At 75.0% G+C, this 12,021-nt stretch carries 11 protein-coding genes; 5 read left to right on the top strand and 6 right to left on the bottom strand.

From position 1 onward, the window contains the following. The first annotated feature begins 26 nt into the window (after nt 1-26). From IFT90_RS07310 to IFT90_RS07290, 5 genes are all read left to right on the top strand, one after another. Nucleotides 27-1,217 (top strand): acyl-CoA dehydrogenase family protein, encoded by a 1,191-nt coding sequence (locus IFT90_RS07310; RefSeq protein ID WP_192041648.1) that lies wholly within the window; start codon nt 27-29, stop codon nt 1,215-1,217. 66 nt (nt 1,218-1,283) lie between these two features. Next, nucleotides 1,284-2,594, top strand: a complete 1,311-nt coding sequence (gene dinB, locus IFT90_RS07305; RefSeq protein WP_192041647.1) for a DNA polymerase IV — start codon at nt 1,284-1,286, stop codon at nt 2,592-2,594. 95 nt (nt 2,595-2,689) lie between these two features. Next, nucleotides 2,690-4,483 (top strand): DEAD/DEAH box helicase, encoded by a 1,794-nt coding sequence (locus tag IFT90_RS07300; RefSeq protein WP_192042299.1) that lies wholly within the window; start codon nt 2,690-2,692, stop codon nt 4,481-4,483. A gap of 23 nt (nt 4,484-4,506) precedes the next feature. Further along, complete coding sequence (locus IFT90_RS07295; RefSeq protein ID WP_371740868.1) at nt 4,507-5,361, top strand: MSMEG_6728 family protein; 855 nt, start codon at nt 4,507-4,509, stop codon at nt 5,359-5,361. A 103-nt stretch (nt 5,362-5,464) separates the two neighbouring features. Next, on the top strand, nt 5,465-5,719 hold the full coding sequence (locus IFT90_RS07290) for a hypothetical protein (RefSeq protein WP_192041645.1): 255 nt from the start codon (nt 5,465-5,467) through the stop codon (nt 5,717-5,719). Here the strand turns inward: IFT90_RS07290 and IFT90_RS07285 are convergent. From IFT90_RS07285 to IFT90_RS07260, 6 genes are all read right to left on the bottom strand, one after another. Next, on the bottom strand, nt 5,668-6,183 hold the full coding sequence (locus IFT90_RS07285; RefSeq protein ID WP_192041644.1) for a hypothetical protein: 516 nt from the start codon (nt 6,181-6,183) through the stop codon (nt 5,668-5,670). The two genes, IFT90_RS07290 and IFT90_RS07285, sit on opposite strands and share 52 nt — an antisense overlap. Nucleotides 6,184-6,313: 130 nt before the next feature. Beyond that, nucleotides 6,314-6,826, bottom strand: coding sequence for an adenylyltransferase/cytidyltransferase family protein (locus tag IFT90_RS07280; protein WP_371740867.1), 513 nt, complete (start codon nt 6,824-6,826; stop codon nt 6,314-6,316). Next, on the bottom strand, nt 6,823-8,115 hold the full coding sequence (locus IFT90_RS07275; protein ID WP_192041643.1) for a hypothetical protein: 1,293 nt from the start codon (nt 8,113-8,115) through the stop codon (nt 6,823-6,825). Before IFT90_RS07275 ends, IFT90_RS07280 begins: the two co-directional genes overlap by 4 nt. A 2-nt stretch (nt 8,116-8,117) precedes the next feature. Then, nucleotides 8,118-9,926: a Wzz/FepE/Etk N-terminal domain-containing protein gene (locus IFT90_RS07270; RefSeq protein WP_192041642.1), complete on the bottom strand. Its 1,809-nt coding sequence runs from the start codon at nt 9,924-9,926 to the stop codon at nt 8,118-8,120. Next, the gene (locus IFT90_RS07265; RefSeq protein ID WP_371812177.1) at nt 9,923-10,732 is read right to left on the bottom strand and encodes a CDP-alcohol phosphatidyltransferase family protein; all 810 of its coding nucleotides are present in this window, start codon (nt 10,730-10,732) and stop codon (nt 9,923-9,925) included. The genes IFT90_RS07270 and IFT90_RS07265 overlap by 4 nt, the downstream gene beginning before the upstream one ends. After that, nucleotides 10,729-12,018: a glycosyltransferase family 4 protein gene (locus tag IFT90_RS07260; RefSeq protein WP_192041641.1), complete on the bottom strand. Its 1,290-nt coding sequence runs from the start codon at nt 12,016-12,018 to the stop codon at nt 10,729-10,731. The genes IFT90_RS07265 and IFT90_RS07260 overlap by 4 nt, the downstream gene beginning before the upstream one ends. Nucleotides 12,019-12,021 lie beyond the last annotated feature (3 nt).

The raw sequence follows: 12,021 nt of genomic DNA, 5'->3' as shown, positions 1-12,021 counted from the left end.
GGTGCCGACGTGGCTACCCTCGGGGCATGACCGACGGCGCCCGACCAGCCACCGCCTCCTCGTGGTCGCCCTCGGCGCTGCTGCCGGACGACCTGCTCGTGCGGTTCCGCGCCCGTGCCGGCGGTCACGACCGGGACGGCTCGTTCCCGCACGACGACGTCGCCGAGCTGCGCGAGCGGGGGTACCTGACCGTCTTCGTGCCCGAGGACGAAGGAGGCGCGGGCCTGGGACTCGAGCAGGTCGCGGCCCTGCAGTCCCGCCTCGCGTCCGCTGCCCCCGCCACGGCCCTCGCGGTCGGGATGCACCTCGTCTGGACGGGCTGCGCCGCCGTGCTGCGCGCCCGGGGCGACCGTTCGCTCGACCTCGTGCTCGCGGACGCCGCGGCGGGGGAGGTGTTCGCCTTCGGGGTGAGCGAGCCGGGGAACGACCTCGTCCTCTTCGACTCGGTCACCCGCGCCGAGCCGACGGCCGACGGCGGCTGGCGCTTCACCGGCACGAAGACGGCGACCTCGCTCTCGCCGGTCTGGACCCGGCTGGGGGTCTTCGGCCGTGACGACACGGACCCCGCGGCTCCGGTGCTCGTGCACGGCTTCGTCCACCGCGACCAGCCGGGCTGGACCTCGCTCGGCGACTGGGACACCATCGGCATGCGGGCGACGGAGAGCCACAGCACCCGACTCGACGGCGTCGAGGTGCCGGCCTCGCGCATCGTCCGGCAGCTGCCGGTCGGGCCGAGCGCCGACCCGCTCGTGTTCGGGATCTTCGCGGTCTTCGAGACGCTCGTCGCCGCGGTCTACCGGGGGATCGCCCGACGGGCCGTCGAGCTCGCCGTCGAGTCGGCGGCCGGGCGGACGTCGCGCCGGACGGGCCAGTCGCTCGCCCTGGACCCGATCGTCCGCTGGCGGGTCGCCGACGCCCGCCTGGTGCTCGACGGCCTCGAGCCGCAGGTCGACTCGCTGGCCCGCGACGTCGACCGGCTCGTCGACCACGGCGCCGACTGGTCGCCGCTCCTCGTCGGCCTCAAGACCCGCGTGACCGAGGCGGCGCGGGCCGTCGTCGACCAGGCCGTCGCGGTCGCCGGAGGCGGGTCGTACCGGGCGTCGTCGGAGCTCGGGCGGCTGCAGCGCGACGTGCTCGCCGGGCGGTTCCACCCGTCGAGCACCGACTCGGCGCACGCGACGATCGCGGCACGCCTGCTCGGGCCGGCGGAGCAGTAGCCGCGGCGCAGGCGCCCGCGGCCCGCGCCGGTCGGCGATGTCGGCGGTCCGTGTGAGGATCGCCGGGTGAGCAAACAGGACGGCAGCGGGCGACTCGTCACCGCGGACCCCACCGACGACGTGTCGGCGCCCATCCTGCACGTCGACATGGACGCGTTCTTCGCCTCGGTCGAGCTGCTCGACCGCCCCGACCTCGTCGGCAAGCCGGTCGTCATCGGCCACCGGTCCGACCGCTCGGTCGTCACGGCGGCCACCTACGAGGCGCGCAAGTTCGGCGTCAACTCCGCCATGCCGATGGCGATCGCGCTCCGGCGGTGCCCGCAGGCGATCGTGCTCGAGCCGCACGGCGAGAAGTACCGGCACTGGTCGTCGGTCGTGATGTCGATGTTCGACGACGTGACTCCGCTCGTCGAGCGCCTCGGCATCGACGAGGCGTTCCTCGACGTGTCCGGGGCGATCAGGCTGATGGGCCCGCCGTGGCGGATCGCGACCGAGCTGCGGCGCCGCGTGCACGCCGAGACGGGGCTGCGCTGCAGCATCGGGGCCGCGTCCACGAAGTTCGTCGCGAAGCTGGCCTCCAGCGTCTCCAAGCCCGACGGCCTGCTCGTCGTCCCGCACGACCGCACGATCGAGTTCCTCCACCCGCGGCCGATCAGCGCCCTCTGGGGCGTGGGCGGCAAGACGGAGGAGGTCCTCACGAACCTCGGGCTGCGCACGGTCGGCGACGTCGCGACGGCCTCGCTCGACACCCTCGTCCGCGCGGTCGGCCCGGCCGCGGGCGCGAAGCTGCACGACCTGGCCTGGGCCCGCGACCCACGCCGGGTGCACACCGAGACGGTCGAGAAGAGCGTCGGCCACGAGATGACCTTCTCGGCCGACGTCGTCGACCCCGACGTCATCCGGCGCGAGCTGCTGCGGCTCAGCGACAAGGTCGGGGCACGGCTCCGTGCCGCGGGCCTCAGCGGCCGCACCGTGGTGCTCAAGCTGCGCACGACCGACTTCGTCACGATCACGCGGTCGCGCACCCTCGCGGACCCGACCGACCTCGGACGCCGCATCTACGACGAGGTGCGCTCGGTCTACGAGGCGACGGGCAAGCAGCACGAGCGCATCCGGCTCGTCGGCGTGCGCGTCGAGCAGCTGGGCACGGGCGGCGACGGCGGGCTCTCGCTCGGCCTGTGGGACGACGACGCCGAGTGGCGCGAGGCCGAGTCGACGATGGACGCCCTGCGGGCCCGCTTCGGGGCGGCCGCCCCGACCCCGGCGTCGCTGCTGCGCGGCGGCGGCGACGACTCCCGACGACGGTCGCGACACGACCGCGGCCAGCCCGGCGACGGCCAGCTCGGTCGTGACCGACCGGGTGTCGGCGGCAGGTAAGATCGGTCCAAGTGAGCACAGCGAACGAGCACGACCCGGCCGGGGGCGACCAGTCCGGCGTCGGCGTCCAGGCCGGCGGCGACGACCAGCTCGACCTGGGCGAGGTCGGTGCCACGGCAGGCAACTCGGCCGCCGAGCACCTCTCGCCGGCGTTCCCCGAGCGGGCCGCCTGGGGAACGGCGAGCAAGCTGCGCGCCTGGCAGGCGGAGGCTCTCGAGCAGTACTTCGCGACGTCCCCCCAGGACTTCCTGGCCGCGGCCACGCCCGGCGCCGGCAAGACCACGTTCGCGCTGCGGCTCGCCACCGAGCTGCTCTCGCGGGGCGAGGTCGACCGGGTCGTGGTCGTCGCCCCGACCGAGCACCTGAAACGACAGTGGGCCGACGCGGCCGACCGCGTGAACCTGAGGCTCGACCCCATGTTCAAGAACGCCGACGTCTCGTTCGGCCGGCATTACCACGGGGTCGCCGTCACCTACGCCCAGGTCGGCATGAACCCGAAGGTGCACGCCGACCTGACGGCTGCCGGCCGCACGCTCGTCATCCTCGACGAGGTCCACCACGGCGGCGACGCGCTCAGCTGGGGCGACGGCATCCGCGAGGCCTACGGCCGGGCCACCCGCCGGCTCTCGCTCACAGGGACGCCGTTCCGCTCGGACACGGCCCCGATACCCTTCGTCACCTACGCCCCGGACGAGCAGGGCATCCGCACCTCCCGGTCCGACTACTCGTACGGGTACGGGCGCGCACTGGCCGACGGCGTCGTGCGTCCGGTGCTGTTCATGGCCTACGCCGGGCAGATGCGCTGGCGCACCCGCATGGGCGACGAGATGAGCGCGACCCTCGGCGAGGCGGTCACCAAGGACATCACGGCCCAGGCCTGGCGCACGGCCCTGTCGCCGCAGGGCGACTGGATCCCCGCCGTCCTGTCGGCGGCCGACACCCGCCTGACCGAGGTCCGTCGCGGGGTCCCCGACGCGGGGGGGCTCGTCATCGCCACCGACCACACGGCGGCCCGGCAGTACGCCGCCGTGCTGCAGAAGCTGACGGGCGAACGACCGACGGTCGTCCTGTCGGACGAGAAGGCCGCCTCCGACCGGATCCAGGCCTTCTCGGACGGCGACAGCCGCTGGATGGTGGCGGTGCGCATGGTGTCCGAGGGCGTCGACGTGCCGCGCCTCGCCGTCGGCGTGTACGCCACCTCCGCCTCGACGCCCCTGTTCTTCGCGCAGGCCGTGGGGCGCTTCGTGCGAGCGAGGCGCCGGGGCGAGACCGCCTCGATCTTCCTGCCGAGCGTGCCCAGCCTCATGGCCCTCGCGGGGCAGCTCGAGCTCGAGCGCGACCACGCGCTCGACCGGCCGGAGAACGCCGACGACGGCATCTTCGCGCCCGAGGAGGACATGATGGCGGCCGCGAACCGCGAGGAGAAGGCGTCGAGCCTGCTCGACCAGCAGCCCTTCGAGGCGCTCGACTCGCAGGCGTCGTTCGACCGCGTCCTCTTCGACGGCGGCGAGTTCGGCACCGGCGGCGAGATCGGCAGCCTCGAGGAGCTCGACTTCATCGGCATCCCGGGTCTGCTCGAGCCCGACCAGGTGCGCGACCTGCTGCGACAGCGCCAGGCCAAGCAGGCCACCCGGTCGCGCAAGACCGGCATGCCGACCGTGGTCGCGCCCGTCGCCGACGCGCGCCCGCTCTACCAGACGATCAAGGAGCAGCGACAAGAGCTCAGCCGGCTGGTGTCGATCTGGTCGAGGGTGTCGAACGAGCCCCACGGGATCATCCACGCCGATCTGCGGCGGGTCAGCGGCGGCCCCTCCGTGGCTCAGGCGAGCACCGAGCAGATCCAGAAGCGCATCGACGTGCTGCGGGGCCGGATCGGCAACCGCACCTAGGCCGCGCGCCTAGCGTGGGAGGGGTGCAGACCTTCCTCCCGTACCCCGACTTCGTCGAGAGCGCGCGGGTGCTCGACCAGGCCAGGCTCGGCAAGCAGCGCGTCGAGGCCCTCCAGGTGCTCCGGGCCGTCACGCTGCCCGGCTACGGGTGGCAGTCCCACCCCGCGATCGCGATGTGGCGTGGCCATCGCACCGCGCTGACGGCCTACGCCCTCGCGATCACCGACGAGTGGATCGCCCAGGGGCACTCCGACACGGTGCGGCCGCAGGTTCTCGAGTTCGCCCCCGCGCTCGGCGACTCCGCGCACGCGTCGGCGTCGGCCCTGGTCGCCGCGGACCTGCCGAGCTGGCTCGGCGACGATGCCGTGCACCGCAGCCACCGGTCGAAGCTCGTGCAGAAGGAGCCCGAGTGGTACCGCGGCAGGTTCCCGGGCGTGCCGGACGACCTCGACTACGTCTGGCCGGGCGCCGATGAGGGGACGCTCGCGCCCACGGACGACGCGGCGCTCTCCGCGACCCGGCGTGCCTGGGTGGTGCGCCCCGGGGACGCACGGACCGGTGACGACTGGCGACGGGCGGGCGTCGTCACGATCTCCGAGTCGTCGCCCCGGGGCCGGACGACGCCAGCATGGACCGCGCAGCGCGAGGCCTTCGCCCACCTCGGCGAGGGGGAGCTCGTGGCGGTGCCGGACGCCGGACACGGGTCGTTCGCACTCGGCCGCCTTGTCGGCGACGCCGTGTCGGCCCAGGACGACGACCGCGCGGCCGTGCTGCTCCGCCGGGTGGAGTGGGACGGCCAGGAGGTGCGGCGGCAGGACCTGCCCGACCCAGCCCTCGCGCAGGACACGCGCAGCCTGTTCCCCCTCGCACTCGCCTGACCGGCCGGACACCCGCACGGCCCGTCGGCCCGTCGGCCGGTCGGCCGGTCGGCCGGTCGTCCGGGCACGGTGGCGGTCGCGACGGTCCCGGTACGATCGGGACATGCTCGACCGTGCCTCCGATGACCGCTGGTTCGTCCGCCGGACGCCGGACGGCGCGGTCATGGCGGTCGTCGAGGCCTTCGGCACCGGCTGGCGGCTGCGTCGCTGGTCGTTCGTCGAGTCCGAGCAGGAGGCCCTCGGGGTCTACACGTCGGCCGAGCTCGCCGAGACCGCCTGGTGGCGCCATCTCGACCGGGGACGGGGTCAGCGCACGGCGAGCACCTCGGAGAGCCGCAGGCGGCTCGGCGAGGACTGAGCCCGCGAGCACCTGTCGCGGTCGGTCACGATCGTCGAGCGGGCGTCGGGGGGAGCCACCACGCCGTCGGACGTGCAGGTGAGGACCGCGCGGACGGCGTAGCGACGCGCCTCGGCGAGGCCCGTGAGCGCGTGTCGCCACGCCACGTCGGACGTCGAGTCGACCGCGGGCCCGGGACGCTCGAGCACGAACACGACGGCGGCGACCCCGAACTCGCTCGCGACCTCGTCCAGGGCGTCGCCCCAGTGCTCGACGGCGAGACGGTCCGGACGCTCGGGGATGCCCTCGAGAGGCACGACCATGGGGAGCTGGACCTGGTCGGCGTCGAGGAACAGCGTCCAGAGCTGCCGACGCACGGCGACCGGCACCAGGCTCTCGACCCGGGCGAGCAGCTCGTCGTCGGTGACGACGGGCCGGTGCGGGTCGGCGGCGGGCGAGGACGGGGAGGCGGGGGTGACGGTCATGGGACCAGCGTCGTGTCCCGGCGCCCGCCTCCTGCGGTCGTCCACAGGCGGGCCCGGCGTCGCGTCCGCCGGACCGGCCTGGGGAGGGACCACCGCGGCCGCACCGGGGGACCCTGGGGCGGGCGACGCGTCAGCGGGCCCGCTCGGCGGTCGCCGCCTCCTGTGCCGGCGCTCCGCCGGACAGGGCCCGCAGCGCACGGCGCAGCACGGTGCTGGACGTGCTCATCGTGTAGGGGAAGTACACGACCTCGACCCCGACCTCGGCGAACTCGCGCTCGAGCCGCAGGCCCTTCTCGGTGCCGCGCCAGTCGTCGCCCTTGAAGAAGACGTCGAACCGCAGCTCGCGCCAGACGTCGAGCTTGTCGGGCACCGTCTCGGCGTAGGCCGTGTCGACCACGTCGATGTGGTCGACGATCTCGAGCCGCTCCGCCAGGGGCACGACGGGCGTGATGCCCTTCGTCAGGGCGAGCATTTCGTCGGACACGACCCCGGCGATCAGGTGGTCGCAGTGCTGGCGCGCGTGCCGCAGCAGGTTGAGGTGCCCGATGTGGAACAGGTCGAAGGCGCCGGCGGCGTAGCCGACCCGACCGGCGCCTCCGGGGCGGGTGGTCAGGGGATCGAGAAGGTCGGTGGACGAGGTCACGGGGTCACGCTCCGGGGACGAGGGGCCGACTCGGCGAGCACGACCAGGGTGAAGAAGGCCACGAAGGCGCTGCTGGAGTCGACCAGCCCGCTCTCGACGACGCTCCTGATGACGATGAAGACGAAGGCGGGCAGCACGGCGCCGAAGCCGACGACGCGGAGGCTGGCGCGGCCGGCCGTGGCGAGGCCGACGACGACCCAGATCGCGAGCAGCCCCGCACCGACGACGCCGGCCTGCGCGAGCGCCGAGATCCAGCTGCTGTCGAGGACCTGCTCGGCCCAGTACTGACCGGCGACGGGGACCTGCTTGACGGTGAGGCCGGAGCCGATCCACCGGGCCCAGGTGCCCGGGTCGGTCTGCAGCACCGTGTTCCAGGCGATGGTGCGCGAGTTGAGGGTGGCGATGCTCGCGGAGTCGCCCCCGCGCTCGATCACCCGGGCGAGGACGTCGGTGCTCGCGAGCAGCGCGACGGCGAGGGGCACGGCGACCGCGACGACGACCGCGACCGTGGGCCGGACACGGCGAGCCGCGACGACGGCCACGGCCACGGCCACGAGGACCGCGAGGAACGCGGCCCGCGAGCCCGTCGTGACGAACAGGCCGGTCAGGACGACCAGCAGCGCGAGCGACCCCACGGTCGCCTTCTGGACCAGGAGGCGGTGGACCACGCCGATCAGCGGCAGGCCGAGCAGCAGCGCGATCTCGTTCGGGCTCAGGGCCGGCAGGGTCCCGGCGAGGCGCCCCCCGGCCAGGTAGATCTGCAGGCCCGAGAGCGCCGAGACGGCCCCGACGATGCCGAGGGCCAGCAGCAGCGACCGCACGACGACGCGCGGCTCGCTGCGGTGGACGACGGCGACGATCGTCGCCGCGACCATCAGCACGCGGACCACGAGCACGGTCGTCGACGTCGTCAGCCCGGCCGAGACGCCCCCGACGAAGGCGATCCCGAGGTAGGCGAGCAGGAACGCCACGGCGACGGGGCCCACGCGGTTCGCGAGGTGACGGCCGTCGCGACCGGCGGGCGCTCCCGTGAGGGCGAGCACCAGCGCCACCGCGGCGAGGAACGCCTTGGCGGCGACGACCGGGTCGAGGCCGCCCTCGTAGATGACGCCCGTGCGCCAGGGGACCACGGACGCCACGAGCACCGTCATGACGACCGCCGGACGGACCAGGTGGCGCGCGGCCGGCAGGTCGTCGTGCAGCGCGGTCGCGCCTCGCCACGGCGTCGTGCGCGGCGAGGCCGCGGGCACGACGACGGGGCCGGAGGCGGTCCGCGCGGGGGAGGACACGGTCACTCGCCGTCGGACGGACGCGCGTCGGAGCCGTCAGCAGCGGCGTCGCCGTGAGCGTCCGGAGCGTCATCCTGTCCACGGGCCGGGCGTGCAGGACGGCGAGGGACGATCCGGCCCTTGCCGCGGGGCTTGCGCGCCGACTTCGAGGTCGGCGCGGCGGCGGGCGTCGTCGTCTCGTCAGTCCCGGCCCCTGCTTCGGCCTCGGCCTCGGCCTCGGCAGAGACAGTGGACTCGTCCGCGGGTGCGGCGGGAGCCACGGCCGTCTCGGCGACCGGCGCGTCGGCGGCAGGGTCGGGCGTCGTGAACGGGTCGCGGACGAGGTCGGCGATGCTCGTCGAGCCCTCCGCCCGCGAGGCGGACGCCTCGGACCGCGAGGCCGTCCCGGACGGCACGACCGGAGCGGACGACAGGGGCGCCGACGACCGCACGTGGGCGGCCGGCGCGTGGCCCGTGGCCGGGCGGTCGACACGGCGGAAGTCCTCGTCGCGCCAGGTGGCGCGCAGCAGCACCCGGCGCCAGCGGGGCACGCCCGCGAGCACGACGCCGATCGGCTCGACGTCGAGGCTCATCAGCTCCGCGGTCAGGCTGCGGAGCGACTCCAGGCGGGTCGCCCCGGCACGGACGACGAGCACCACCTCGTCCGACTCGGCCGTCACGGTCCGCAGGGCGAAGGGGTGGGAGTCCGAGGCCGACTGCACGACGGTCACGTCGTAGGTGCCGCGCAGGTCCGCGAAGAACCGCTCGACCCCCGACCGGACGAACGACCGGGTGGAGGCGCCGACGACGTCGGGGACCGGCACGCGGTCGTAGCCGGCGAGGTCCGCCTCCGTCAGCTCGGGGAGAGCGCTGTCGGGGACCGTCGAGGGCCGCGACACGGTGCGGGTGTCGAAGTCCGACTGCAGCAGGGCGCAGGTCGAGCCGAGCTCGACCACGGCCCGGGCGAGGCCGCCGTCGACTCCGGCCGCCTCCGACACCGTGTCGGTGCGGGCGAGCAGCAGCACGCGCGGCAGCTCGCCGCCGCGCAGGGCACGGAGGTTCTGCACGGTCTCGCGGAGCGCCGTGCGGGTGGCCGCCGAGGCGCCGCGCCCGTCGGGGTCGTCCGAGCTGCGCACGACGGCGGGCAGCTGGCCGACCACCGGCAGGCCGGTCGCGCGACGGACGTCGTCGACCGTGCTGACGCGGGGGCGCGTCCGGGCGAGGACGATCGCGAGCGCCACACCGACCCCGAGGCCGACCAGCAGGCCCAGCAGCCCGAGGACGACCGTGCTCGGGCCCGTCGACGTCGTCGGGACCGGCGCCGGCGCGGTCAGGTCGAGGGAGATCGTCTGCCCGTCGGCACCTTCGGTGGACTCGATCTGGTCGACCGTGTCCGACAGGCGCCCCGCGACGGTGTCCGCGAGCTGGGCCGCGCCGGTGGCCGTGACGTCGGTGGCCGAGACGAGGAGCACCACCGTGTCGACGGGGTTCGTCACGGTCACGCGGTCGCCCAGGTCGGCGAGCGAGACGCCCTGGGCCTGGGCGACCGGCCCGAGCACCTGGGCGCTCGTGCCGAGCTGCGCGTACGACGAGACCTGGCGCAGGGCGAAGGCCGAGCGCTCGTCGAGGTTCGAGCCGGGCGCGTCGGCCCGGACGAAGACCGTGGCCTGGGCCGTGTAGGAGGCAGGGGCCAGCTGCGAGAGGCCCACCCCGGCGGCGAGGCCGAGGACGACGGCCACCACGACCACGACGAGGTGCTGGGCGACGTAGCGGAGGTAGTCCCCGAGGTCGAGGCGGTCGTCGACGACGACGGCGCGGGCGGTGCTGGTCATGAGGTCCTCATCGGGTCGGTGCGGAGCTCGCGGAACCACTTGGGGAGGGCGAGCAGCAGGTAGGCGGCGTTGGCCGCGAAGAGCAGGAGGTAGGCCACGGTGAACGCGCCGGGCCAGGCGAGCAGGACGAAGACGAGGCACATCAGGCCGTAGTCGGTCGGGACGACCGCCAGCGAGTACAAGGCACCGGTCTGGCGGCGGACGAGCACGGGCGAGCCCGCGGCGACGGACTCGGCCCGGCGCAGCTGCTCGGTGAGGACGATCGCGAAGAAGGCGACCGTCGCGACGACCTGGTAGGCGAGCGGGAGCGCCAGGATCGCCTCCCGTCCCTCGGGCTCGCGGACCCACGACGCGAAGACCGCGAGGTGCAGCACCGCGATCTTCGTCGCGTCGATCACGTGGTCGAGCCACTCGCCGGCGGGGCTGCCGCCGCCGCGGAGACGGGCGAGCTGCCCGTCGGCCGAGTCGAGGGCGTAGCCGACGACGAGCAGCAGGGGCACGAGCACGGCGGGCAGCCAGCCGGCCGGCATCGTGGCCAGGACGGCGATGCCGGCGAAGGTGGCGAGGGCGCTGACCGCCGTCACCTGGTTCGGCGTCGCCCGCAGCACGTGCGCGGCGGCGGCGGCCCACCGGCCGAGGCGGCGGTTCACGAACCGCGAGTAGGCAGGTGCGCCGCTCGACGACTTCTGGGCCGACGCCAGCGCGGCCAGTGCTGCACGGAACTCGTGCGGCACGGGCGTGCGCGACGGGGCCGAGGAGGCGGTGGTCGCCTCGGGACGCACCGGCGTCCCCTCCAGCCGCGTCACGAGGCCACCGCCAGGTCCTGGCCGTGCTCGCGGTGCAGCTCACGGGAGACGACCGCACCGATGCGGCGGCGCATCTTCTCGGGCGTGTAGCGCTCCTGGTAGGCCGCCTGGGCACGACGGCCCGCGGCGGCGAGGGTGTCGACGTCGAGGCCGGCGAAGAGGTCGGCGAGGGCGTCGACGTCCCGACGGTCGAAGAGCCAGCCCGTCTCGCCGTCGACGACGACCTCCTCCGGGCCCCCGCTGCGGCTGGCGACGACCGGGCGGCCCTCGCTGAACGCCTCGAGGGCGACGAGGCCGAAGCCCTCGAGGGTGTCGGTGGGCAGCACGATCGCGTCCGCGTCGCGGACGTACGGGGTGGCGTCCTCGACCTGGCCGACGACCGTGACGGTCTCGGGCCGGGACACGATGGCCTGCACGAGGGCCGGGACGTCGACGCCGGCCCCGACGGCGGGCGGGCCGCCGAGGACGACCAGCTGACCGGGGCAGCCCGCCGCGTTCCAGGCCGTCAGCAGGGTGCTGTGGCCCTTGTGGGAGTTCCAGCGGCTGGCCATCAGGTAGTGGGGGAGGCGGTGCTCCGGTGCCGCGACCAGGTCGGGCGACCGCCGCGGGACGCCGTTGTGCACGACGACGGCACGGTCGTCGCCGTCGAGTCCCGAGCTGCCGAGCACCGAGCGGGACACGGCCACGAGGGCGGTGCAGGCACGGGCCAGGGGCCGGAGGCCCTTGCGGTCGGTGTCGCCCCACGGCTCCTGCAGGTGGCCGACGACGTGCTGCACGCCGGCCAGGCGGGCGAGGGGGGCGACGACGAGGCAGGCGCTCGTGGCGCAGTAGACGAGGTCGAAGTGCCGGCCGGCGAGCCGCGCCGCGGTCCGGGCAGCGTCCCGCGCGAGGCGGGCGAGGCCGACCGGGCCGAGGTGCGACCGTCGGAGGATCGGCAGCGCCGTGCGCTCGACGCGGGCGCCGAGCTCACGGAGCTGCGGCCCCAACGGCCCCACGGCCACGTCGGACGGGAGCCACACGGTCACGTCGAGGTCGTCGCGGGCGGCGAGCTCGCCGACGACCTCGAGCACGATGCGGTCCGAGCCGTACAGCTCGTCGGACGAGTGCACGACGAGGACCCTGCTGCGGCGACCGCCCGGGAGACGCGGGGGCGCCTCCGGGAGGTCGGCCGCGTCGAGCAGCCACTGCTCGGCCCGCCGGGCCCCGGGTGCAGCGTCCGCGTCGGCGGGCGCTGCCCCGGGCGCCCCCGCGCCCCGGCCGGTCGTTCTGGTGGTGTCGAGGGTCATGGG

Origin of the sequence: Frigoribacterium sp. CFBP 8766 (assembly GCF_014841435.1) — a bacterium.
Taxonomy (GTDB): Bacteria; Actinomycetota; Actinomycetes; order Actinomycetales; family Microbacteriaceae; genus Frigoribacterium.
This window is presented reverse-complemented; position numbering and strand designations above follow the sequence as displayed.

What these genes read in the sequence shown, in the direction of transcription:
- IFT90_RS07310 (WP_192041648.1), top strand. Translation starts at nt 27, where the DNA reads ATGACCGACGGCGCCCGACCAGCCACCGCCTCCTCGTGGTCGCCCTCG.
- IFT90_RS07290 (WP_192041645.1), top strand. Translation starts at nt 5,465, where the DNA reads ATGCTCGACCGTGCCTCCGATGACCGCTGGTTCGTCCGCCGGACGCCG.
- IFT90_RS07285 (WP_192041644.1), bottom strand. Translation starts at nt 6,183, where the DNA reads ATGACCGTCACCCCCGCCTCCCCGTCCTCGCCCGCCGCCGACCCGCAC.
- IFT90_RS07270 (WP_192041642.1), bottom strand. Translation starts at nt 9,926, where the DNA reads ATGACCAGCACCGCCCGCGCCGTCGTCGTCGACGACCGCCTCGACCTC.
- IFT90_RS07260 (WP_192041641.1), bottom strand. Translation starts at nt 12,018, where the DNA reads ATGACCCTCGACACCACCAGAACGACCGGCCGGGGCGCGGGGGCGCCC.